This window comes from Streptomyces sp. CNZ301, assembly GCF_004217425.1.
Map to the genome: position 1 here is coordinate 5233027 of NZ_SHLG01000001.1, position 23697 is coordinate 5256723.

The following is a 23697-nucleotide window of genomic DNA, read 5'->3' on the forward strand; positions in this document are numbered from 1 at the left end:
CGGCAGGCCCGTTGACCGGAACCGTCCGAGCCCGGCCCGCAAGCTTCCGTACGCACGCACCGCCCGCTCAGCACGGCGGGCACCACCGAGGGGGATTCCTTCCATGCACGCAGATCTGTCCCGCAGCACCTTCCGGCCGCAGCGGCACTACTCCGCCGTCCTGGCCCAGCAGGGCCGCGTCCAGCTGGACGCCGACGCCAACGAGCAGGCCGCCATCCAGCTGCATCACGCCCGCACCACCACCGCCGACCTGATCGGGCAGCACGGCGGGCCCACCGGCGCCGCGGGGTTCCGCATCCAGTTCGTGGGGAGCAGCGGCGAGCTGGACGACCTGGAGATCGGCGCCGGCCGGTACTACGTCGACGGCATCCTGTGCGAAGCGGACCGCCCCGACCCGGGCGTGCCCGTGCCGGACGAGAAGGACCGGGACGGCAAGGCCGAGGACGAAGGAGACGGCGGCAAGAAGCCGCAGCAGCCGGGGAGTTGGACGTACTGGGACCAGCCCTGCGCCCACCTGGACCCGGAGCGCCCCGGCGACCGGCTTCCCGCGCAGCGCCCCTACCTGGCTTACCTGAAGGTGTGGGAGCGCGCCGTCACCGCGGCCGAGGACCCCTACCTGAGGGAGACGGCCCTCGGCGCCGCCACCACCGACACCGCCGCCCGGCGCAAGGTGATCTGGCAGGTGCGGACCCTGCCCGGCGACGAGCTCGACCTGGACGACGACAAGCCGGACAAGGACGCCCTCCGCGAGGCGTTCACCAAGTGGACCCGGGCGAGGGACACTTCGGCACGGAAGCTGGCGGCCCGCAGCGAACGCCCCGACGGTGCCGACGACGAACCCTGCCTCGTCCGTCCCGACGCCCGCTACCGCGGCCCGGAGAACCAGCTCTACCGCGTGGAGATCCACCGGGGCGGCGACGCGGAGACGGCCGGCTTCAAGTGGTCCCGCGAGAACGGCTCCGTCACCTTCCCCGTCGATGAACTCGACGGCACCTGGGCGTCGTTGGGCACTCTCGGCGACGACAAGGCACTCGGCCTGGACGTCGGCGACCTCGTCGAGTTCACCGACACGGCGACCTCGGACCGCCAGGACGCGACACCGCTGCTGCGCATCGAGGAGGTCGACATGCCCGGCCGGCAGGTGCGGCTGTCCGCCGAACCGGAGACGTACCGGCCCGGCAAGAACCCGTTCCTGCGCCGCTGGGACCACCGTGCCCACGGCCACGGCCAGGGCGGCGGGCACGGGGACGAGGGACGGCTGCGCGACGGTGCCCTCCCGGTCGAGGAGGGACGCTGGCTCGCCCTCGAGGACGGCGTCGAGGTCTACTTCGCCGAGGGCGGCACTTACCGCACGGGCGACTACTGGCTGATCCCCGCCCGCACGGCGAACGGCGAGGTCGAGTGGCCGGTGGACGCCGCCCGCCGCCCGCTGCTCCAGGACCCGGCGGGAATCGCCGTCCACTACGCGCCGCTGGCTTGGGTGATGGGCGAGGGCACCGCGTCCGACCTCCGGTACGTCTTCAAGCCCCTGGCCTCCGCCGTTCCCGCGGCGAGCGAGGAGGAGCTGGCGCTGGAGGTCCGGGCGGCCGAGGAGGAGAACCTCGCACAGCAGCAGGCCGAGGACGACGCGGCTCCGCTGTACCCCGGGACGGGCGGCCAGTGACCGGGTCCGGGGCGGTGCGGGAGAGCGGCACGGAGAGAGCGAGCAGGCACACCACGTTCTGCGAGGACGGGACGCGTCCAGGGCGACGCATCCAGGGAAGGGGGATACCGAGATGGCGAAACCACTGAGCGCGGACCGTTTGGTGAAGGCCCTCAAGGCAGAGGGCCTCACGGTCCACGAGGTCCGCAACTGGCGGCGTCACAACCGCAATTCGAAGGGCGCCTGGGGCCCGCTGAACGGTGTGATGATCCATCACACCGTCACCTCCGGCACCGAGGGCAGTGTCCGGCTGTGCTACGAGGGCCGCTCGGGCCTGCCCGGGCCGCTGTGCCACGGTGTCATCGACAAGGAGGGCGAGGTGTGGCTCGTCGGCAACGGCCGCGCCAACCACGCCGGTCTCGGCGACGGGGACGTCCTGAGCGCGGTGATCGCCGAGCGGAAGCTCCCGCACGACAACGAGGCCGACACCGACGGCAACGCGCGCTTCTACGGATTCGAGTGCATCAACCTCGGCAACGGCAAGGACCCGTGGCCCAAGGCGCAACTGGAGGCCATCACCCGCGTCTCGGCCGCCATCTGCCGCGCGCACGACTGGACGGAACGCTCCGTCATCGGTCACAAGGAGTGGCAGCCCGGCAAGGTCGACCCGCGCGGCTTCACGATGGACAGCATGCGCGGACGGATCGCCGACCGGCTGAAGAAGAAGCCGGGCGACGGAGGAACGGTCGGTGGCGGCGGCACCGGTGGAGGCGGCGGCGGTGGCGGCGGCAGCAAGCCCGCCCACGAGCCTTTCCCCGGCAGCGACTTCTTCCACGAGGGACGCGTCAGCCCCGTCATCACCGCGATGGGCAAACGGCTGGTGGCGGAAGGCTGCTCCGAGTACCAGGTCGGCCCGGGCCCCCGCTGGACGGATGTCGACCGCCGTTCGTACGCCGCGTGGCAGCGCAAGTGCGGCTACCGCGGCAAGGACGCGGACGGCATCCCGGGGCCGGACAGCTGGAAGAAGCTGAAGGTCCCCAACGTCTGAGCATCTCTGAGCATCTCTGAGTACGGCTCCTGAGAGCCGGCACCGACCGCTGGGCGGCCCGGACACCCTGCCCGCCCGGCACGAACCACATACAGAGCCCGCGGCCTGCGGTCAGGCCGCGGGCTCTGTATGTGGACGGGGCCCTGCATGCCGCAGGTGCGGAAGCCCGGTTGGCCGGCGCGTTCCGATACCCCCGGGCCCCGGGCCGGGACGCACCCGGCCCGTCCGCCTTCCTCGGCGGACGGGCCGGAAGCTGGCCTTCGCACGCCCTGAAGACGGCGCGGACGGTCTCCGGGCCGGCCGTCTCCAAAATCCCTCCGGACGCAACTCGCCGTCACTTCTGCGCTGTTGAAGCACGGGACCGGCCCCGGGAACCGGCCGGACGGCCCGTGGTGACGCCCCCCGCTCCGCAGCTCGGCGGGGCCGTGCTGCCGCTCCGCCGCGGTTCGGCGCCGTCGTCCGCGGCGTGCCATCCGGTGAACCAACCGACCGCTCACGCGTGCCCGTTGGCGGGTTGTCACGGAAATTTCACCGTGCGAGGTCTATCCGCATAGACAACTCAGTATCACGATAATCGCACCGCTCCACCCCCCAACACATGGGAGCCGACAACCATGCGCAGCCGAATACGCCGTGGCGTCCTCGCCACGCTCATAGCCGCCTGTACGACAGCGGTCACCCTGCTCGGCATCACCCCCGCCCACGCCGCACTCCCCACCCCCATCGCCGCCTCCACCGCCCGCTCGTACCTCTCCTCCATGACCGTCACGACCGAGCACTCCCGCGACGGCTACAACCGCGACCTCTTCCCGCACTGGATCACCATCAGCGGCAACTGCAACACCCGCGAGACGATCCTCAAGCGCGACGGCAGCGGCGTGGTCACCGACTCGTCCTGCGCCGCCACCAGCGGCAGCTGGTACTCCCCCTACGACGGCGCCACTTGGAGCGCCGCCTCCGACGTCGACATCGACCACCTCGTCCCCCTCGCCGAAGCATGGGACTCCGGGGCCTACAACTGGTCGACCTCCAAACGGCAGGACTTCGCCAACGACCTCACGCGGCCTCAACTCCTCGCCGTCACCGACAACGTCAACCAGTCCAAGGGAGACCAGGACCCCGGCACCTGGTGGCCCTCCCGCACCGCGTACCAGTGCACCTACGCCCGCGCCTGGGTCCAGGTGAAGCACCACTACGGACTCACGGTCGACTCCACGGAGAAGAGCGCCCTCTCCTCGGTCCTCAACGGCTGCTGACGCCACGGCACCCGTCCCCGGGCGCCGCATCGGCCTGCTGAACTCGCGGAAGCCGGAGGGCAGTCGGGGACGGGTGCCGTGGAAGGCCGCTCGGTCCAGTACGCGGGGGACAGGGCCGCCATGGCCCGAGTGAGCCCAAGTTCATGTCGCAGCAGTCCAGTTCGCCTTGCAAGTCGATCACCGGCAGGCGGCCACGCTTGATGAGCCGGCCACCCGCAGCAGAGGAGCGGGGCCCCAGCGCCCGGCCCCGCTCCTCGCAGTTCCTGCAGCGCCTGCAGCGATCGTGTGCGTCCCGTCGCATCAGGGGCCGAACGCGGCAACGCTGCCGGACCGGCCCCGTCCCGAGTGCGAAAAGCGGCGGATGCCTCCACAGTGGTTCAGAGGTGGCTGCGCGCTCTGCCCTCACCTGCCGGAGGTGGACGTATGACCGGGACCGTCGTCGTCGGCCTCGACGGATCAGCGCAAAGCCGGGCCGCGGCCCGGTGGGCCGCTCCCGAGGCCGTGAGCCGTGAAGCCGTCCTCGACCTTGTGCACGTCGTCGCGTCCGGCCCGTCCGCCGGGCCGGCGGTGCCCGCCGGACAGCTCGGCTCTGTGCCCGACCAGGGCGAGATGATCACACGTGAGGCCGACGAGGAGCTGGCCGAACGGCACCCCCGCCTGCGTATGACGCGCAAGGTGCTGACCGGGAGGCCCGACCGGCTGCTGTGCGAGCTCACCTCCGGCTCCGACCTGGTCGTCCTCGGCTCACGCAACCTGGACCCCGTGGCCGGGTTCCTGATCGGCTCCGTCGCCCTCCGCGTGGTCGCACACGCGCGCTGCCCCGTCGTCCTCGTACGCTCCGCGAGGCATGAGCCCTCCGCGCCGTCCACGGAGCCGGCATCGGGCAATGTGCTGCTCGGCGTGGATCTCCCCGGCCCGGCCGACGAGCTCGTCTCCTTCGCCTTCGACGAGGCCGCCCGGCGGGGCTGCGGGCTCCGGATCGTCCACGGCTGGCAGATGCCGCTGACGATGCTCGCCGTGCGCCAGACGGCCGAGCCGTCCAGGCTCCCCGCCGAGCTGGGTGAGGAGAGAGCCGAGGCCCTGCACATGGCGCTGCGGCCGTGGCGGGAGAAGTACCCCGGGGTCCGCGTGGACGAGCGCGCACTCCAGGGCCGGCCCGCGAGGCACCTGCTGAAGGACGCCCAGGACGCCGCGCTCGTGGTGGTCGGCCGCCGTGTCCACCGGGCCCCGGCCTCCACACCCATCGGCGCGGTCACACACGCGGTGCTCCACCACGCACGCGTCCCCGTCGCGGTCGTCCCGCATTGACGTGATGCGGCGCGCCGTCGGCGCGGAGGACCGGTGCAGGCCGCCCCGGGCTTGTGCGCGGGACAGGCGAACCGGCGCGTCATGCACGGCAGTTGGGCGCCTTTGACGCCGACCGCGACGTCCGTAAATCGGTTGCCGCCGACCGGCACGGCCGGATAGGAAGCTCGCATGCTCAGAGGTGGCAAGGTCGGGCTCAGGGCCCGGCACGAGGACGACATCCCGGTCCTGCAGGCCGAGCTCCACGGCGACGTGGTCAACGCCTCGCGAGCCGACCCGCGGCCGTGGCGGCCGATCACGCCCGGCTCGAAGGACGCGCAGTTCGTCGTCGACGACAAGGAGCAGAAGCACGTCCCGTTCTCCGTGGTGGAGCTCGACGGCGGCACGCTGGTCGGCAGTGCGCTGCTGTGGAACATCGACAACCACAACCGGTCCGCGCACATCGGGCTGGGGCTGCTGCCGTCCTGCCGCGGCAAGGGCTACGGCACCGACGTGGTCGCGGTGCTGTGTCACTACGGTTTCGTCGTGCGCGGCCTTCATCGGCTGCAGATCGACACCCTCTCCGACAACGCCGCGATGCTGCGCTCCGCCGAGCGCAACGGCTTCGTCCGCGAGGGGGTGCTGCGTTCCTCGGCCTGGGTGATGGGGGAGTTCCTGGACGAGGTGCTGCTCGGGCTCCTTGCCCGGGACTGGAAGCCGGACGCCGGCTGAGACGGCTCCTCAGCCGCCGCGCCGCGTCCGCGCACGCCATGTGGACAGCGCGAGCGCCGAGGACGCCGCAACCGCGGCGAGGACGGCGGCTGCGGGCGGCACCGTGAACGTGGCGGGCCAGGAGAGGTGCCGCGCGTGCTCCGCCACCCACCCTCCGGCGGCCGAGCCGGCGGCGACGCCGGTCAGGAGTGCGGTCACGGCGCAGGTCATGCCCTCGTTCAACCGGGCTGCCGGGACGGTCTCCTGGATCAGCGTCATGCCCGTCACCATCGTCGGCGCGGTGCTCATGCCGGCGACGAGCAGCGCGACGGCGAGTACGGCCAGGCTTCCGGTGGCGGCCGCGGTGAGCGGCAGCAACGCCAGGACGGCCATCGCGCCGACGCACAGCACGAAGCGCCGGTAGAGCGGCGTGGCCGGCGCTCCTCGCGCACCGAGGAGCAGGCCCGCAGCGGCCGACCCCAGCGCCTGGCACGCGAGCACCGCGCCCGCGGCGCCCTGTTGTCCGCGCTCGTCGGCGAAGGCGATCGTCGCGACCTCCAACGCCCCGAACACGCCCCCAGTGGACAGAAAAGTCACCAACAGCGGTGCGAGGGCGGGCAGTCGGAGCGGTGGAGCGGCGCGGTCGGCATCGCGCGGGGCAACAGGCGGCTCGGTGCCGCGCTGCCCCGTGAAGATGAGCATTCCCAGCAGCAGAAGCGCGGCTCCCGTCAGGGTTCCCGCTTCCGGGAAGAGCCGGGTGCACAGCAGCGCGGCGAGGGGCGGGCCCGCCATGAAGCACAGCTCGTCGGCGGCCTGCTCGAATGAGTTGGCGGTGTGCCGGGCGGCGGGATCCGCACGGAAGAGATGCGCCCAGCGGGCCCGCGACATGCCACCGGTGTTCGGTGTGGTGGCAGTCGCCGCGTACGAGACGAAGAGCGTCCAGGCCGGTGCCCCGAACCGTACGCAGGCAGCGAGCGACACCGCCCCGGCCGCTGCGATCAGCGCCGCCGGCAGCGCGATCCGTGCCTGCCCGTGCCGGTCGATCAGCCGCGCCGTCAACGGGCCCACCGCACCCGTGGCGGCGAGACCCGTCGCGCTCACGGCTCCTGCCAGCGCGTACGAGTCGCGTGTGGCCGCGATCATGATGACAGCGGAGACACCGAACATCCCCATGGGCAGCCGGGCCAGCAGGTTCCCCGCGGTGAAGGCGCGAGCTCCCGGAACGACGAACAGCCGTGCGTACGGGCCGAGTCGACCCGCCCCACGGCGCGGGGTGCGAACGGGTCCGGTTCGTCGGGCTCGTCGGGCAGGGCTCCTCGGATGCGCGATGAGGGTGTGGCCCGTAAGACCGAGAATCAGCGTGCCGCCCGGGGAGGAACGGTGATGATCGCGCCGGCCACGGCGGCGGACGGCGGCGTCTGGCATGTGCGTCAGCCTCGCGGTCTGCTCGGCTGCCCTCAACTCGTTTTCGGCACGGCGCCTCTCCCGGCCGAAGGTCTGCCGCCGGTGCGAGGCGGCTGCTGCAACGAGTTGCGGGTCTTCACCGCGCACGGCTCGTCCAGGTCACGGAAAAGCACGCCGCGGCAGTCCGGTTGCCCGGCTGCCGCGCCGGGTCCCCGTCGGACCGGCCCGGGGAGGTTTCGTAGCAGCGTGTGCAGGGGTCTTGCGCTGCCGTACCGCGGGTATCAGGATTCCCCTCGCTAGTGACCCGCCAGTAACCGAGCCCCGCCGGGGCTGGAACGGGAAGAAGGTCCTGCCATGCCGTCGATCCGCCGAGCCGCTGCCACGGGCCTGGCCGTTCTGCTGCTCTCCGCGCTCGGCGCGTTCGGTGCGGCACCGGCCGGAGCCGCGACCCCCGACGCCGCGTCTCCCGGAGCCGCCACTCCCGACGCCACCACCCCCGGCGCAGGCGGCTACACCGACCCCGGCTTCGCCGAGGACTGCACCTTCCACCACTTCGGCGAGGGCGAGACACCGCCGCTCGGCATGCTGGGGACGGAGCCGCTGTGCGTCGAGTACGCCAAGCGCGACATCACCGTCTCCAACGGCGGCGCGGCGCGGTTCCTGCTGGCCGAGCCCGCCCGCTTCGCCATCGCCGTTCCGGCCTGCCGCTACTGGCAGCTGGACCACTGGAGCGTGCAGGTGCGGCCCGGCGAACCCACCTTGGTGGGCTGGGACGGCAGCTACTGGTTCGACAAGTCGGCCGGCACCGCGGGAGCGTCGGTGCGCAACGTGACCGTCGCGGGGCAGCCGGCGGAACCCGACGAGGCCGCTGCCGCGCTGCGCCCGTACGATCCGCGGCTCGCCGACGCGCTCGAGAAGGCGGCGGGCGGCGTCTCGGCCCAACTCCCCACCTCACTGCCGTGCGTGGGGATCGGCACGTGAGCCCGCGGCCGTCGCGGCGGCAGCTCGTCGCGGCGCTGACGGGGGCCCTGGTCGCGGTCGGCAGCGGCGCGGCCTCCGCACCGCCGGCGGGCGCGGCACCCACCGGGACCAGCAGCACCGGGGCGGGCACCGGCCCCGCACTGGGCCCTCTCGACACGGTCGCGACGATCGAGGCCTTCGCCGACACCATGATCCCCGGCGAGAAGCGGCACGCCCACGACCGTGCCGTCGCGGGCGCCGCGCCCGGGCCCGGCGCCGTCCAGGCGGGAGCGGTCGCGCTTCTGCAACTCCCGGAACTCGGTGTCGAATTGCTCCTCCCGGAGCTCGCGGCCCTGGTGAACGCGGAAGCCACCGCCTGGGCCCTCGTCAGAGGCCGTGTGCTGCTTCCCACTCGACCCCCGTTCGTCGCACTGGACTTCGACGACCGGACCCGCCTCGCGGGCAAGCTGCTGAGCAGCGCCGGGCCCGACCAGAAGGTCTACGTGCTGCTCGCGCTGTTCAGCGCGGCGGCCTTCGACACCGCCGCCCATCTGCACACCAGCGACGCGCTCGATCGGCGCCACCCCGGACTGACGTGGCTGCGCTTCCCCGAGCCCGACGCGGACGGCCTCTGGCGCTACCCGACGTACTCGTACGGCAAGCGGCTCGCGAAGGAGCATCCGCACACCACCGCCGGAGGCCACCCCGCATGAGCGTCACGGAACGTACCGACGTCCTGGTCATCGGCAGCGGCTTCGGCGGCTCCATACCCGCCTACCACCTGGCGGCGGGCGGCGCCCGGGTCGTCGTGCTCGAACGCGGACCCCGCCTGGGGGCCCGGGACTTCACACACGACCAGCGCATCGGCAGCTACACCCGGATCGTCGACCTGGTGCAGGGCGACGGCATCACCGTCGTCGCGGGAAACTGCGTCGGCGGCTCCAGCGTCGTCTACTTCGCCGCCTCCCTGCGGGCGCCGGGCTTCGTGTTCGAGCGCGAGGGAAGCCTGGGTCACCGCATCTGGCCCCGGGCCCTGACCCGCTCCGCACTGGACCCCTGGTACGACAGGGTCGAGGAGACCCTGCCCGTGGCCCAGCAGCAGTGGAACCAAGTGCCCTACCCGGGCGGCCTGTTCGCGGCGGCCTGCGAGCGGGCCGGCCGTACGTGCAACCCGGTGCCCGTCGCCGTCGACCTGGAACGCTGCACCAACTGCAACTGGATGCTGAACGGCTGCCACTTCGACGCCAAACGCTCGATGCTGCTCAACTACCTGCCCGCCGCCACCGCGTCCGGCGCAGAGATACGGGCCCTGCACGAAGTGCAGGCCATCGCGCCCGCCACCACCCCCGGCTACCGGTACCGGGTCGCGTACACGGTTCTCGACGCGGACGACTACCGGCTCACCCAGGGCGCCGGGTCCATCGAGGCCAAGGTGGTGGTCCTCGCCGGCGGCGCGATGGGCACCCCGGTACTGCTCCAGCGCTCGGCCGCACTGCTCGGCGGGATGCCGCGCGCCGTGGGCCGGTACTTCTCCGGCAACGGGGACCGGGTCTCCATCGCCGACGTGGACGAGTCGAAAGCCGGCGAACTGCTGGGACTCGAGCGGTCCCCGGGCACGCCGTACGAGGGCTTTCCCGTCGGCAAGCCGATCGGCTCGATGTCCTACGACCGACTCGACGCGGACGCCGAGGAGTTCACCCGCTTCTCCCTCCAGCAGATCTACTTCCCCGGCATCACGAACATCCTCGCCCAGGCCACGGACAGGCCGGAGTCCGGCTGGTTCGGTGTGGAGAAGAAGGAGCTGCGCTCGCGCTGGAGGTCGTGGCTGTCGGTCCTGGCGATGACCGAGGACGACAACGAGGGCAGGTTCGGCCTGCCGCCGGCGACGGGCAGCTTCACCCGCGTCGCCTCGTCGGTCGGCCTCTCCACCCTCCGCTACCGGCCGACCGCCAACACGCTGCGCGGCTGGAAGGCTGCGGACGAGGAGGCACGCGCCGTCCTCGAACGCGACGGTCTGGCCCGGGTGCGCCCCTGGAGCGAGGTGGTCGGCTCGCTCAGCGCCCACCCCCTCTCCTCCTGCCGCATGGGCGACGACCCGGCCACGTCGGCGCTCGACGACCACAACGAACTCCGCGGCCACCCCGGCCTGTTCGTGACCGACGGAGCAGCGGTCCCCACTTCGCTGTGCGTCAACCCGTCCCTGACCGTCGCCGCCCTCGCCGAACGCGCCAGCCGCCACATCGTGGAACGGGCAGCCGAGTCGGGCGTGGACGTCCGCTACGGAGCGCCCGCACCCGACGGCTCGACGTCCGGGCGGCGCGGGGTGCTGAAGCTGCTGAACCAAAGGTGAAACGCGCGCTCGCCTCGGATGTTCAACCGGTTCGAGGACGCCGCCCGGGGCGTTGCCCGCCGCCCCGGGCGACTGGGCTCTTCCGGTTCGGCCACCGACCCGGGAAGTGCTGTGACCGAGTACCTCGGTCGACCACTCCGAATGTCACAGTTGGCCAAGTCATGTGCCTCGGCAAGAAGGAGTGTGTCTGGTGAGCTCGATGGTGCAACCGGACGGGACCGCGGGCGAGTGGCCGGAGCGAGTTGCTGCCGTACGCCGCGAGCTCGCCGAGCACGGACCTCCGCGGAGTCCCGACGGCGCTCCGGACTTCGCGACCGTCGCCCTGCCGGAGCGCGACTGCGATCAGGTGCGTGACGTCCTGGTGGACGAGCGGGCCGGCACGGTCGTCGAGATCGGACTCGCCTACGGCGGCTCGGCGCTGGCGATCGGCGAGGCGCTGCTGCGCGCTGGTTCACAGACCCCACGGCACGTGGTGATCGACCCGTTCCAGTACACGGCGTACGACGGTGTGGGGTGGGAACTGCTGTGCAGCGCCGGCCTGGACGGCGTCGCCGAGCTGGTGACCGAACCCTCGCAGCGGTTCCTCGCCAGGTTGGCCGATGTGGGCTTTGCCGCGGACGCGGCGTTCGTCGACGGCAGCCACCACTTCCACAACGTCTTCGTCGACCTCCACTTCCTGGGCGAGATCGTCCGGCCCGGCGGCCTCGTGCTGCTCGACGATGTCTGGTGGCCCTCGGTCGGCGCTGCCGCGGCGTACTTCGAGACCAATCTGGGGTGGCATCCGGTGCCCGCCGCTCTGGCCGGCGGTACGACCGACCCGGCCAGTGGCCGGCCGCGGACCCGGGCCTACCGGCTGCCCGCTCCGCCCCCGAAGCCGGACTTCAAGGAGTTCCGGCCGTTCTGCTGAGCCGGTCCCCGAGGGCGACCACCCCTGTCGCGGGACCCTTCGCCGGTCACGGCCGGCCGGGCGGCTACCGGTGACCTGGGCCCGCGGGGCGGCGACCTCCTTGGCGGTGCTGGGTGCGGCGGCGGCAACGGTCAAGGGCCTGGTCGCCCTGGGACCGGCCACGGTGACCCGCGCCCGGCTGACTCCACGGCGCTTAGCCTGCCGGCCGCCGGCCCGCGCCCGACCGGCCGTGCTTCAGAGAGGTCGAACTGCGCATCGTCATCCGCTTACTGGCGGCCAGGAACGAGGAACTGGCCCGTCACCGGGGCCGCGGCCCCGGTGACGGGCCGGCTTCGTCCATCGCATGCCGTCCCGCTTGGTGCTCCGGCCTCCGGCCCCGCCGGGGGGACCGGGGGCTGGGGGCCGGAGGCCGGAGCCGGGGTTCGGGACAACCCCGCGCATCGGGAAAGTACAGATGTTCGCGGTGCTGTGCAAGATGTAACACCGGCCTCGCGTGGTGTTGAGGGTGGAGCGACAGCTCATCCGGGGAAACTGCCCGCAAATGCCATGGATAATCCGGATGTTGCCTGCTACTGACTCGCTCGGGTGAGGGGTCCTTCGCCTCGAGTCGTGCGTTACATATAGCCAGCGGATGGCGCCTCATGTAATTTCCTCCGGAACCAGCCGCGGTGCGACTCGGCCGTCGGCGCTCATCGAGAGGGGATCGACCGTGACGCCAACCTTCCGCCCCCGTTCGCCCGCGACCGCCGCTGCCGTGACGGTGGGCGCCCTCCTCGCTCTCACCGCGTGCGGCCAGGGAGGCGGGACGGACGACGAGACCCCCGGTGCGCCGGCCACCGTCACGATCGCCGGCGTGAAGGTGAAGAAGGACCCCAAGCTGCACGACGCCCTTCCCGAGCAGATCAAGGCGTCCGGCACTGTGCGCGTGGCCACGGATGTGCCCTATCCGCCCTTCGTGATGTTCGAGAAGGAGGGCAGCACCACCATCACCGGGCTCGACTACGAACTCGGCCAGGCCGTCGGAGCCAAGCTCGGTGTGAAGTTCGACTTCAAGCCGCAGAAGTTCGACGGCATCGTCCCCGCCATCCAGGCAGGCAAGTTCGACGTCGCCATCTCGGCCATCACCGACGACAAGGAGCGTCAGGCGGTGCTCGACTTCGTCGACTACTCCGTGTCCGGCTCGGGGATCATGGTTGCCGACGGCAATCCCAAGAAGATCGCCACACTGGACGACCTGTGCGGCGAGGGGGTCGCCGTTCAGGCCGCGACGAACCAGCTCGACCTGCTCAGGAGCTACCAGCGCAAGTGCCGGGCGGCGGGCAAGAAGAAGATCGACATCCAGCCCTATCCCAAGGACTCCGACGCCCAGCTCGCACTGCGCTCCCGCAAGGTCGTCGCCGATGTGCTGACCAAGCCCGCCGCGGGCTGGACGGCGAAGACCGCCGACCAGGGCAACGCCTTCGACGTCGTGGAGGACCCCGCCGCCAAGGGAGGCTACGGGGCCTCGCCGAACGGCATCGCCGTCTCGAAGCAGCTGCGCGAACTCACCGACGCGGTGCGCAAGGCCGTGCAGGCACTGATGGACGACGGCACGCTGAAGAAAATCTGCGCCAAGTACGGAGCGGAGTCCATCGCGCTGGAGAAGGCCACCGTCAACGCGGGCAAGGAGTGAGGATGTCCACGGCCACCACACCCACCGGCGCCCCACCGAGGGATGCCGGGGCAGCCGGGGAACTCACCGTCGTACGGGTACGCCACTGGGGAAGGCTGCTCGCGGCCGTCCTCGCGGTGGTGGCGCTCGCCGGACTTCTGGGGTCACTGGCCCGCAACGAGAACCTCCGCTGGGACATCGTCGCGGACAACCTGTTCAAGGACCTCGTCTTCGACGGACTGTTCACCACGCTGTGGCTGACAGCGGGCGCGATGCTGCTCGCCGTGCTGCTCGGCGTCGTGCTGGCGGTGATGCGCCTGTCGGACAATCCTGTGCTGACGGTGGTATCGGGGCTGTTCGTCTGGTTCTTCCGCGGCACACCCCTGCTCGTGCAGATCATCTTCTGGGGCTTCGCGGCCGCCCTGTATCCGATAGTGCTGATCGGTATCCCGTTCACGGACGTCACCTTCTTCTCCGCCAGGACAAACTCCGTGCTCAGCCCGGGACTTGCCGCGCTGCTCGCACTCGCGCTGCACGAGGCGGCGTACGCGAGCGAGATCGTCCGGGCAGGCATCCAGTCGGTCGACGCCGGGCAGACCGAGGCGGCGCACTCGCTCGGCATGCGTCCCGGCAAGACGATGCGGCGCATCGTTCTCCCGCAGGCCATGCGCGTCATCATCCCGCCGATGGGCAACGAAACGATCAACATGCTGAAGATGACGGCGCTCGTCTCCGTCATCAACGCACACGACCTGATGTCCAACATCCAGGCCGTCTATGCCGCCAACTATCAGGTCATCCCCATGCTCGTGGTCGCCTCGATCTGGTACCTGGTCATGGTGTCGGTGCTGAGCGTGCCGCAGGCGTGGCTGGAGCGACGCTTCGGGCGCGGCACCGTGCGCAGCGACCGGGCCGGGCTCCTGGGGCGCCTGTTCACGGGGGACGCTGCCGGGCGCCCCGCAGCGCCGGGAGCGGCGACGACAGAGCAGGCAGAGGGTACGGACACCGGCAAGGAGGTACGGAGTTGAGCACCCCCCTGGTGCACGCCCGGGGCGTGCGCAAGCGCTTCGGGAAGCTCGAAGTCCTCAAGGGCATCGACCTGACCGTGGAACGGGGGCAGGTGTGCTGCCTGCTCGGGCCGTCCGGTTCGGGCAAGTCCACCTTTCTGCGTTGCATCAACCATCTCGAGAAGGTCGACGGCGGCAAGCTGACCGTCGACGGAGAACTCGTCGGTTACCGGCAGCAGGGTTCCCGGCTGCACGAACTGCGGGAAAGCGAAGTCGCCGAGAGACGCCGCGACATCGGCATGGTCTTCCAGCGCTTCAACCTCTTCCCGCACATGACCGCGGAGGAGAACGTCATGGAGGCACCCGTCCAGGTCAGAGGAGTGACACGTGCGGAGGCGCGGGGAACGGCGCGCGCGCTGCTGGAACAGGTGGGCCTGGGCGACAAGGTTCGCGGCTACCCCGCGGAGCTCTCGGGCGGGCAGCAGCAACGGGTGGCGATAGCACGGGCGTTGGCCATGAAGCCGAAACTCATGCTGTTCGACGAGCCCACCTCCGCACTCGACCCGGAACTCGTCGGAGACGTACTCGACGTGATGCGGCAGCTCGCCGAGGACGGTATGACGATGGTGGTCGTCACCCACGAGACCGGCTTCGCCCGCGAGGTCGGCGACACCGCCGTCTTCATGGACGAAGGCGTCGTCGTCGAAGCCGGAGACCCCCGGAGAGTGCTGACCGACCCTGAGCAGGACCGCACCCGGGCGTTCCTCTCGAAGGTCCTGTGACCGCCCTCGCGCGGCATCAGCAGCGCACCGCCGCACTGCTGTCGCTGGCACGTGCCCGACACGGGGACTTTCTGCGGGACCTGGCCGAACTCGTCTCCATCGACTCCGGCTCGTACAGCCCCGCCGGGATCAACAGGGTCGCCGACTGGACCGGGCAACGCCTGAAGCGGCTCGGCTTCACCGTCGCCCGCATCCGCTGCCCGGCGGTGGACGGCCGGCGGTTCGGCGACATCCTGGTCGCGCGCCGCCTCGGCGGCCTGACGCGAGCGGAGGGCGGAGCCCGAATACTGCTCGTCGCACACATGGACACCGTCTTCGAGGACGGCAGCGCGGCACAGCGTCCCTTCGAACTGACCGGCACCCGAGCCCACGGGCCCGGCGTCAGCGACGACAAGGGCGGTCTGCTGGCCGGACTGACGGCGCTGGAAATCCTCCTCGACTCCGGCTTCGACGAGTACGCCGAACTGGTCCTGCTCGCCACGCCTGACGAGGAGATCGGCTCGCCCGCCAGCCGTCCGCACACGGAGGCGTTGTCCCGGGGCGCCGACTTCGCCCTCGCGCTGGAGTGCGCGCGGGAGAACGGCGATGTGGTGACGGCCCGTAAGGGCGTCGCCGACTTCCGTCTCACCGTCACAGGGCGGGCCGCTCACGCCGGCATCGAACCGGAACGAGGGGCCAACGCCGCGCTGGCGTGCGCTCATCTCGTCATCGAACTGCAGGAGTTGAACGGACGCTGGGAAGCGGTGACTGTCAACGTCGGTATCGTGCAGGCCGGCACGCGCACCAACATCGTCTGTCCTGAAGCGCAGTTGAACGTCGAGGTGCGTGCCGCGCGCTGGAGGGAGATCATCGCCGTGCGTGCGGCAATCGAGGAGATCGCTGCACGGCCTCGCGTCGAGGGAACCTCGGTGACCGTCCAACAGCTGGAAGTGTGCCCGCCGTTGGAGGAGACGCCGGCATCCCTGGAGATGTACGAGCATGCCCGTCGGATCGGCACCGAAGTGGGGATCGATCTCGGCCGCTGCGCCACCGGCGGGGTCGGCGACGCAAATCTCATCGCGGGGACGGGAGTGCCCGTGCTGGACGGGCTGGGCCCGGTCGGCGGCTGCGACCACACACCGGACGAGTGGCTGGAGACCAGCACGGTGCCCGACCGGACAGCCTTGCTGGCGCTGCTGATCGCGGCACTCGGAGACCGGGGCCGGGGTTGAGAGGGAGGAAGGGAGGCGTCCCGGGATGTGGGGGACGGGAACCGTCCCCCGTCCCGCCGCACCCCGCTCGCACCGTGGCCCGGCAACATCGGCCTGCCAGAGGTTCCCAAGCCCCCGACCGCATCCACCCCCGCACACCGCCCACGGAAGGAACGGACCATGGCCCCAAGCGTCCTCGCCGACGAGATCCGGCAGAAGCTCGGTGACCTCAGCCCTGCCGAGCGCAAAGTCGCGCGGGTGCTGCTGGCGGGCTACCCCTCAGCGGGCTTCGAGACGATCGCCACCCTCGCCGAGCGGGCCGGCGTGAGCGCGCCGACCGTCATCCGTTTCGTCAACCGGCTTGGGTACCGCGGGTTTCCCGACTTCCAGACGGTGCTCCGGCGCGAAGTGGAAGAACGTAACGCCTCACCGCTGTCGCTGTACGAGACCGCCGACTACGGGCGCGAAGGCGACGGACAGGGCGACAGTTCCTCGCTCATCGAACGCGGCAGCAGACTCTTCGGCGAGGCGGTGTCTCGTACCCTTGCCGAACTGCCTCCGCACGACCTCCACCACGCCGTGAACCTGCTCGCCGACCGCAAACGCCGGGTCACCCTGGCCGGCGGGCGTTTCACCCACCTGCTTGCCCAGTACCTGGGCCTGCACCTGATGCAACTCCGCGACGACGTCCGCTTCCTGCCTGACCGCGCGGTCGAGCGCACCGCACACCTGGCCGCCCTGAACCGTCGTGACGTTCTTGTCGTCTTCGACTACCGGCGTTACGAGGAGGACAAGGCGGCCATCGCACAACTCACCCACGACAACGGCGGAAAGATCATTCTCTTCACCGATACGTGGCTTTCGCCCGTGACGGCGCAGGCACAGGTCGTCCTGCCCAGCCAGGTCGCCGCACCGTCCCCTTACGACAGCCTCGTGCCGGCGCTCGCAGTCATCGAGACGGTCGTCGCCGGCGTGCTGATCGAACTCGGGGAGGAGGCTCACGCCCGCATGCGACACGGAGAGGAGACCGCACGGCGCATCGGCCTGTACTGACTCGTGACCTCCGGCCCGCGGGCGGGGCCCACTGTTGCCCGGCCGCTCAAGTGAACGGCTACGGCTGGTTGTTCGCACCGACGACAGGTACTGGGGGCATGGTGGTTCCCGACGCGATGGCGGGCGTCCTGGTCCCGAGTTGGACGTGCGAGGATTCCGGCCATGGCGGTGTCGATCCGGCCGTGATATGACACTGGTCACACCGGGGGCGGTGGCGGGGCGTGATGGCGGGGATACGGAGGCAGCCTGTGGCGGAGTCGCGAGACGACGAGCAGCTCACCGGGCGCCTGGCGGCCGTAGCGGTATTAGGGTTCGTGCTGATCGTCCCGCCGCTGCTGCCGCAGTTCGACCGCATGGGCCAGGTGTTCGGCATCCCGATCCTCGCGGCGTACCTCTTCCTCGCCTGGGCGGTCCTGGTCGCCCTGGTGGCCCTGGTCGCCGGCATCGGCGGCAGGTCGAGCCGGAGGTAACGCCGTGCTCCAGACCTGGGTCATCGTCACAGCGTCGGTCGCGTACCTGGGCGTGCTGTTCGCCGTGGCCTTCTACGGCGACCGGCGGGCGGACGCCGGCCGGAGCCTGATCAACAACGGCACGGTCTACGCGCTGTCCCTCGCGGTGTACGCCACTTCCTGGACGTACTACGGCAGCGTGGGCCGGGCAGCCACGGCCGGAGTCAACTTCCTGTCCGCCTACTTGGGGCCGACGCTCATGCTCGCGCTGGGCTGGCTCCTGCTGCGCAGACTCATCCGGATCAGCCGCCGGCACCGGATCACCTCGCTGGCCGACTTCGTCTCCGCCCGCTACGGCAAGAGCGCCGCGCTGGGCGGCCTGGTGACGGTCATCGCCGTGATCGGGATCGTTCCCTACATCGCGCTCCAGCTCAAGGCGGTCTCCAACACCTTCGAGATCATCCGGCTGCACCCGGCGATCACCCCCACGTCGCAGCTGGGCCACGTCCCGCCGCTTCAGGACAGCGCGTTCTATGTGGCGCTGCTGCTCGCCGCGTTCACCATCCTCTTCGGGACCAGGCACCTGGACGCCACCGAACGCCACGAGGGGGTTGTCGCCGCCATCGCGTTCGAGTCCGTGGTCAAGCTCGTGATGTTCCTCTCGGCCGGGATCTTCGTGACCTTCTGGATGTTCTCGGGGTTCGACGACCTGTTCACGAAGGCCGCGGACGCCGGCCTCACCCGGCTGTTCACGCTGCGGGAGCAGACCGGCTACGGCGAGTGGATCTGGCTCAACGTGCTGTCGATGCTGGCGGTCGTGCTGCTGCCACGGCAGTGGCAGATCACCGTCGTCGAGAACGTCGACGAGCGGCACCTCAAACGGGCGATGTGGCTCTTCCCGCTGTACCTGCTCGCGATCAACGTCTTCGTGCTCCCGGTCGCGGCCGGCGGGCTGCTGACGTTCGGAAAGTCCGTCGACGCCGACACCTATGTGCTGGCTCTCCCGATGGCCGAGGGGCAGCAGGCACTCGCGCTGCTCGTCTTCATCGGCGGGATCAGCGCGGCCACCGCCATGATCATCGTCGAGACGGTCGCGCTCAGCACCATGGTGTCGAACTCGCTGGTGATGCCGCTGCTGCTGCGCGGCAAGGCCCGGATCGCCCACCGGGCCGACCTGACCGGGCTGGTGCTCGGCATCCGCAGGACGACCATCGTGCTCGTCCTGCTGCTCGGGTACGCCTACTTCCGGCTCGCAGGCGAGGGGCCGACGCTGGTGTCGATCGGGCTGGTGTCGTTCGCGGCGGTGGCACAGTTCGCGCCCGCGATCCTGGGCGGCCTGTTCTGGAAGGGCGGCACCCGGCGGGGTGTGCTGGTCGGCCTGGTCGCCGGTTTCGCCGTGTGGACGTACACGCTGCTGCTGCCCAGCTTCGCCGAGTCCGGGCTGCTGCCCGCCTCGTTCCTGCGCGAGGGCCCGTTCGGCATCGAACTGCTCCGGCCGCAGCAGCTCTTCGGCCTGGCGGGAATGGACCCGATCAGCCATGCGATGTTCTGGAGCGCGCTGCTGAACCTCGGCGGGTACATCGCGGTGTCCCTCGCCGGACGGCCGGACGCCGCCGAGCGGGAGCAGGCCGTGCAGTTCGTCGATGTTCTCGAGGAGTCCGTCCGGGAGCGGCGCTGGCAGGTCCGTGCCACGGTCGGCGACCTCCAGGGGCTGCTGGAGCGCTTCCTCGGGCGGGACGGCGCCCAGCGGGCGATGCGCTCGTACCCCGGACGACGGCCCGAGTCACCGGAGACGGAGGCGTCCCCGGAGCTGGTCCATCACGCGGAGGCGCAGCTCGCCGGTTCGGTCGGTGTGGCCTCCGCGCGGCTCGCCGTCGACGCGGTGGCCGGAGAGGAGCAGATCGGCACCGATGACGTGATGGAGATGATCGGCGAGGCTTCACAGCGGATCGAACTGGTCCGGGGGCGGCTGAGGTTGCTCTACGACGCGACCGGCGGCATCGGCACGACCCTCGATGTGGCGCATACGGCCGAGGAGCTCGCGCAGGTCGCGGTACCGCGCTTCGCCGACTACGTCACCGTCGACCTGGCCGAGCCCGTGCTGCGCGGCGAAGAACCGGGGGCCAACGGCGCCGGCATCAGCACGAGCGGCGGCGGTACGCGGATGCGGCGCCTCGCCTTCAGCGGTATCCGCAGCGACGCCCCGCTCTTCGCCACCGGCGACCTGATCACCTTCGGGCGCTCCTCGCCGCAGGCACGCAGTTTGGAGAGCGGGCAGGCCGTTCTGGTGCCCCGCCTGGCGGAATCCCCGGGGTGGCAGGCGATCGACCACGTTCGGGCATGGCAGGTCATCGGCTACGGCATCCACTCGCTCATCGCGGCACCGCTGCACGCCCGCGGAGTACTGATGGGAGTCGTCAACTTCTGGCGCTCCGAGAAGCCCGAGCCGTTCGAGGACGACGATCTGTCCCTCGCCGCCGAACTGGCCGCCCGCGCCGCCGTCTCCCTCGACAACGCGCGCCGCTACACCCGCGAACACGGCATGGCCGTGACGCTGCAACGCAGCCTGCTGCCCCGCGCCCTGCCCGAACAGAACGCCGTCGAGGTCGCCTCCCGCTATCTGCCCGCGCAGGAGGGCGTCGGCGGCGACTGGTTCGACGTCATCCCTCTCCCGGGCGCCCGCGTCGCGCTGGTCATGGGCGACGTCGTCGGGCACGGACTGCATGCCGCGGCCACCATGGGACGGCTGCGCACGGCCGTGCACAACTTCTCCGCGCTCGACCTGCCGCCCGACGAACTTCTCGGCCACCTCGACGAGTTGGTCACCCGCATCGACCAGGACGCCATCGACGCGGGCGATGAGACCGCCATCACCGGCGCCACCTGCCTGTACGCGATCTACGACTCCGTGACCCGCGACTGCGCCATCGCCCGCGCCGGCCACCTGGCACCCGCTCTGGCACGCCCCGACGGCACCGTGGAATTCCTGGACATCCCGTCGGGAGTCCCCCTCGGCATCGGCGGACTGCCCTTCGAGACCACCGAGTTGCAGCTCCCCGAGGGCAGCCGGCTCGTCCTGTTCACCGACGGTCTGGTCGAACGCCGCGACCAGGACATCGACACCGGGCTCCAGCTGCTCCGCGAGACCCTCACGCACTCGGACCAAGCTCCCGAGGAGACCTGCGACGCCCTCCTCGACGCCCTCCTCCCCGGGCTCCAGAGCGACGACATCGCGCTGCTCGTCGCCCGCACCCAGGTGCTGGGGGCGGGCCAGGTCGCCGAGTGGGACGTGGAGTCCGAACCCTCCGCCGTGGGACGAGTACGCGCGGCCGTGACCGAACGGCTCGCGGAGTGGGAGCTGGAGGGCCTCGTGGACACCACGGAGCTGATCCTCAGCGAACTGATCACCAACGCCATCCGCCACGCCGCCGGACCCATCAAGGTGCGGCTGATCCGCGACCGCGCGCTCATCTGCGAGGTCTCCGACCACAGCAGCACCTCACCGCACCTGCGCTACGCGGCCACCACGGACGAAGGCGGGCGCGGCCTCTTCCTCGTCGCCCAACTGACCGAACGCTGGGGCACCCGCTACACCAAGGACGGCAAGGTCATCTGGACCGAACAGGCAGCGCCCGAGGCTCCCGGCCGCCGATCGCCGTAAGCCCGAGGCCCCCGGCCGCCGATCGCCGTAAGCCAGGGGCTCCCGGCCCCTGACCGCCGGCGCCTGCGTCCGCCACGACGCACCGGCACCACCGGCGAACTCCTCCGCGAGCCGCCCTCGCCCCCAGCCGCGACCACAGGCCCACCGGCCGGCCGGCCGGGCCACGACGTCAACGACCCGGACGCAACCGTGGGTTCGGGGTCGTTCCGATGTGCTGAGACATCACATGGTGCCCGCGGCGGGACCGCACTGAAGTATGACGGGGCTGACTTGGGAACTCCGGCCGGACAGTTGGTGATCAGGGGCTCGTTCTTCACAGGCTGGGCGTGTGCGCTGAGGAGTGAAGCCACGGGCCTGCGCGCGACTGTTTCGGACTCTGGAGCCCGCACCCCGGTCGTCCAGGTGCCGCCCCTGCGTCATTGAGTCACCACCCCCGGACCGTCCCCGAGCGATGTGGAGTAGCCCTTCGCCGTCTTGCTGGTCCAGTCTTGCGTCGGGCGGCGTCCGACGAACCTGCCGAAAAGCAGTGCCGCCGCGGTGGCGGCGAGCACCCCGGGCACCATCTCGTATACGCCCGTCTCCAGCGGCCCCAGGAGCGGGTCGATCTGCTTCCAGAGGAGGACAGTGAGAGCCCCGGTGAGCATTCCGGCCTTCGCGCCGGCCGCCGTCATCCGCGGCCAGAACAGCGACAGAAGGATCACCGGGCCGAATGCCGCACCGAATCCCGCCCAGGCGTACGCGACGATGTCGAGCACGGCGCCGCCGCTCAGCGCAATCGCATAGGCGACCAGCGCCACGGCCAGCACACTCAGACGCCCGATCAGCAGCAGCGACGCGTCGGAGGCCCGTCGGTTGCGGAACGCCCGGTAGAGGTCCTCGGCGAGGGAGGTGGCCGAGACCAGCAGCTGGCTGTCCGCCGTGGACTTGATCGCGGCCAGCACGGCCACCAGCAGGACCGCCGCGAGCCAGGGCGAGGTCAGCTGTGCGGACAGTGTGATGAAGACCGTCTCCGGGTTGGCGAGCGGCTTGTCGAGCGCGGCGATCCCGGAAAGCCCGATGAGGGATGCCCCCACCAGGACGACGGTCACCCAGCACACGCCCAGACGGCGGGCCAGCGGTATGTCCCGTGTGCTGCGGATACTCATGAAGCGGGTCAGGAGGTGGGGCTGGCCGAAGTAGCCGAGCCCCCAGGCGAGGAGCGAGATCAATCCGACGGCCCCGAGCGGCTCGCCTGTCGTCCACTTCTCGTCGGCGAAGGATGCCTCGGTCCCCGGGTCGAGCAATACCGGGGCCGCGGCGGTGAGTTCACTGTGCAGCGCGTCGAAGCCGCCGAGCTTCCCGATGGCGATCGCAGGGAGGACGACCGCCGTGAGGAACATCAGCGTGCCCTGTATGGAGTGGGTGACGCTCAGGGCGCGGAAGCCGCCGAGGATGGTGTAGATGACGATCACCACGGCGAAGACGGTGAGTCCCAGCTCGAAGCCCGTGCCGAAGATCTCGTCGGCCAGGAGACCGCAGGCGACCAGTCCGCTGGCGACGTAGACGGTGAAGAACACCACGGTGACGGTGGCCGACAGGAACCGGATCACTCTGCTCCGGTCCTCGAACCGCTCCTCCAGGTATGACGGCAGGGTCACCGCACCGACCCGCTCGGTGTAGACGCGCAAGCGGGGTGCGACCAGGCGCCAGTTGAGGTAAGTGCCGATGATCAGGCCGCCGGCGATCCAGGTGGCACCGATCCCGGCCGCATACACGGCGCCCGGCAGACCCAGAAAGAGCCAGCCGGACATGTCGGCGGCCCCTGCGGACAGCGCGGCTGCCGGGGCGGTGAGTTGACGGCTGCCGACGGTGAAGTCGTCGAAGGTGGCCGTTTCTTCGTGCGTCATGATGCCGACCATGACCATCGCGATCAGAAAGACTCCGAAGGTGATCATGACGGGGACGGTCAGGGCGATCACGTATTTCTCCCTGCGATATGGAAAGAGCGCCGGCACACGCCGCGCACGCGGCAACGAATCGTGAAGGGGAGGAGGGAGCTTAGGAAGGAACCGCGCGTACTGGCCAGGGAATCCGACGCCGTACGTTCTGATCGCGTCTGGATCGTGATGCATCAGCAGCACCGGAGCCCCTTCCCTTGGTTCGCCGGCCCGCCAACAGCGACCTCCTGACCCGGTACTCCGGGAGCACCGGGCCAAGTGAACTCGCAGTCATGCGCTCGCTTCCAGGGTCACGTCACAAGCGGGCGGCCATGCCAACTGCGGTGAGAACACGGCCGGATGCCGTACGCGCAGCGTCGGAGGGCGGCGATCCGGCGGCCGGTGACGTGCGGGGTGGTGGAGCGA

Annotated in this window: 17 protein-coding genes and 1 pseudogene; 16 read left to right on the plus strand and 2 right to left on the minus strand. The window is 70.8% G+C overall.

The features are described 5' to 3' along the window. The first annotated feature begins 103 nt into the window (after positions 1 to 103). From EV375_RS22550 to EV375_RS22570, 5 genes are all read left to right on the plus strand, one after another. Positions 104 to 1663: a DUF6519 domain-containing protein gene (locus EV375_RS22550; protein WP_130301239.1), complete on the plus strand. Its 1560-nt coding sequence runs from the start codon at positions 104 to 106 to the stop codon at positions 1661 to 1663. A gap of 112 nt (positions 1664 to 1775) precedes the next feature. Next, positions 1776 to 2690, plus strand: a complete 915-nt coding sequence (locus tag EV375_RS22555) for a peptidoglycan-binding protein (protein WP_130301240.1) — start codon at positions 1776 to 1778, stop codon at positions 2688 to 2690. 614 nt (positions 2691 to 3304) lie between these two features. Beyond that, the gene (locus EV375_RS22560) at positions 3305 to 3946 is read left to right on the plus strand and encodes an HNH endonuclease family protein (protein WP_130301241.1); all 642 of its coding nucleotides are present in this window, start codon (positions 3305 to 3307) and stop codon (positions 3944 to 3946) included. A gap of 423 nt (positions 3947 to 4369) precedes the next feature. Continuing rightward, positions 4370 to 5254: a universal stress protein gene (locus EV375_RS22565; RefSeq protein WP_130301242.1), complete on the plus strand. Its 885-nt coding sequence runs from the start codon at positions 4370 to 4372 to the stop codon at positions 5252 to 5254. Between the two features lie 168 nt (positions 5255 to 5422). Beyond that, complete coding sequence (locus EV375_RS22570) at positions 5423 to 5962, plus strand: GNAT family N-acetyltransferase (RefSeq protein WP_130301243.1); 540 nt, start codon at positions 5423 to 5425, stop codon at positions 5960 to 5962. A gap of 9 nt (positions 5963 to 5971) precedes the next feature. Here EV375_RS22570 and EV375_RS22575 read toward each other — a convergent pair whose 3' ends face one another. Continuing rightward, entirely contained in the window at positions 5972 to 7366 is a 1395-nt protein-coding gene (locus EV375_RS22575; RefSeq protein ID WP_486588644.1) for an MFS transporter, read from the minus strand. A 333-nt stretch (positions 7367 to 7699) separates the two neighbouring features. On the opposite strand from EV375_RS22575, the gene EV375_RS22580 reads away from it, so the two are divergent. The 11 genes and pseudogenes from EV375_RS22580 to EV375_RS22630 all read left to right on the plus strand — a co-directional run. Beyond that, positions 7700 to 8326, plus strand: a complete 627-nt coding sequence (locus EV375_RS22580; RefSeq protein WP_130301244.1) for a hypothetical protein — start codon at positions 7700 to 7702, stop codon at positions 8324 to 8326. After that, a complete protein-coding gene (locus EV375_RS22585) occupies positions 8323 to 9018 on the plus strand; it encodes a DUF5987 family protein (protein WP_486588645.1) in 696 nt (231 codons plus the stop codon). Before EV375_RS22580 ends, EV375_RS22585 begins: the two co-directional genes overlap by 4 nt. Then, entirely contained in the window at positions 9015 to 10655 is a 1641-nt protein-coding gene (locus tag EV375_RS22590; protein ID WP_130301245.1) for a GMC family oxidoreductase, read from the plus strand. The genes EV375_RS22585 and EV375_RS22590 overlap by 4 nt, the downstream gene beginning before the upstream one ends. A 199-nt stretch (positions 10656 to 10854) precedes the next feature. Then, the gene (locus EV375_RS22595) at positions 10855 to 11562 is read left to right on the plus strand and encodes a class I SAM-dependent methyltransferase (RefSeq protein WP_130302047.1); all 708 of its coding nucleotides are present in this window, start codon (positions 10855 to 10857) and stop codon (positions 11560 to 11562) included. 709 nt (positions 11563 to 12271) lie between these two features. Continuing rightward, complete coding sequence (locus EV375_RS22600) at positions 12272 to 13234, plus strand: ABC transporter substrate-binding protein (RefSeq protein ID WP_486588646.1); 963 nt, start codon at positions 12272 to 12274, stop codon at positions 13232 to 13234. Between the two features lie 2 nt (positions 13235 to 13236). Beyond that, positions 13237 to 14241 (plus strand): amino acid ABC transporter permease, encoded by a 1005-nt coding sequence (locus EV375_RS22605; RefSeq protein WP_130301247.1) that lies wholly within the window; start codon positions 13237 to 13239, stop codon positions 14239 to 14241. Further along, entirely contained in the window at positions 14238 to 15002 is a 765-nt protein-coding gene (locus EV375_RS22610) for an amino acid ABC transporter ATP-binding protein (RefSeq protein WP_130301248.1), read from the plus strand. Before EV375_RS22605 ends, EV375_RS22610 begins: the two co-directional genes overlap by 4 nt. Next, positions 14999 to 16213: a M20 family metallopeptidase gene (locus EV375_RS22615; RefSeq protein WP_130301249.1), complete on the plus strand. Its 1215-nt coding sequence runs from the start codon at positions 14999 to 15001 to the stop codon at positions 16211 to 16213. The genes EV375_RS22610 and EV375_RS22615 overlap by 4 nt, the downstream gene beginning before the upstream one ends. Positions 16214 to 16372: 159 nt before the next feature. Further along, the gene (locus tag EV375_RS22620) at positions 16373 to 17245 is read left to right on the plus strand and encodes a MurR/RpiR family transcriptional regulator (RefSeq protein ID WP_130301250.1); all 873 of its coding nucleotides are present in this window, start codon (positions 16373 to 16375) and stop codon (positions 17243 to 17245) included. A 248-nt stretch (positions 17246 to 17493) separates the two neighbouring features. Continuing rightward, positions 17494 to 17715 carry a hypothetical protein gene (locus tag EV375_RS22625; protein WP_130301251.1) on the plus strand — a complete coding sequence of 74 codons (222 nt, stop codon included), beginning with the start codon at positions 17494 to 17496 and terminating at the stop codon, positions 17713 to 17715. Positions 17716 to 19633: 1918 nt separating this feature from the next. Then, positions 19634 to 21355, plus strand: a pseudogene (locus tag EV375_RS22630) (ATP-binding SpoIIE family protein phosphatase); the annotation flags it as partial. 416 nt (positions 21356 to 21771) lie between these two features. On the opposite strand, the gene putP reads toward EV375_RS22630, so the two are convergent. Continuing rightward, complete coding sequence (gene putP / locus EV375_RS22635; protein WP_130301252.1) at positions 21772 to 23313, minus strand: sodium/proline symporter PutP; 1542 nt, start codon at positions 23311 to 23313, stop codon at positions 21772 to 21774. Positions 23314 to 23697: the final 384 nt, after the last annotated feature.

What these genes read in the sequence shown, in the direction of transcription:
- EV375_RS22550 (WP_130301239.1), top strand. Translation starts at nt 104, where the DNA reads ATGCACGCAGATCTGTCCCGCAGCACCTTCCGGCCGCAGCGGCACTAC.
- EV375_RS22555 (WP_130301240.1), top strand. Translation starts at nt 1,776, where the DNA reads ATGGCGAAACCACTGAGCGCGGACCGTTTGGTGAAGGCCCTCAAGGCA.
- EV375_RS22560 (WP_130301241.1), top strand. Translation starts at nt 3,305, where the DNA reads ATGCGCAGCCGAATACGCCGTGGCGTCCTCGCCACGCTCATAGCCGCC.
- EV375_RS22565 (WP_130301242.1), top strand. Translation starts at nt 4,370, where the DNA reads ATGACCGGGACCGTCGTCGTCGGCCTCGACGGATCAGCGCAAAGCCGG.
- EV375_RS22570 (WP_130301243.1), top strand. Translation starts at nt 5,423, where the DNA reads ATGCTCAGAGGTGGCAAGGTCGGGCTCAGGGCCCGGCACGAGGACGAC.
- EV375_RS22575 (WP_486588644.1), bottom strand. Translation starts at nt 7,366, where the DNA reads ATGCCAGACGCCGCCGTCCGCCGCCGTGGCCGGCGCGATCATCACCGT.
- EV375_RS22580 (WP_130301244.1), top strand. Translation starts at nt 7,700, where the DNA reads ATGCCGTCGATCCGCCGAGCCGCTGCCACGGGCCTGGCCGTTCTGCTG.
- EV375_RS22590 (WP_130301245.1), top strand. Translation starts at nt 9,015, where the DNA reads ATGAGCGTCACGGAACGTACCGACGTCCTGGTCATCGGCAGCGGCTTC.
- EV375_RS22595 (WP_130302047.1), top strand. Translation starts at nt 10,855, where the DNA reads ATGGTGCAACCGGACGGGACCGCGGGCGAGTGGCCGGAGCGAGTTGCT.
- EV375_RS22605 (WP_130301247.1), top strand. Translation starts at nt 13,237, where the DNA reads ATGTCCACGGCCACCACACCCACCGGCGCCCCACCGAGGGATGCCGGG.
- EV375_RS22620 (WP_130301250.1), top strand. Translation starts at nt 16,373, where the DNA reads ATGGCCCCAAGCGTCCTCGCCGACGAGATCCGGCAGAAGCTCGGTGAC.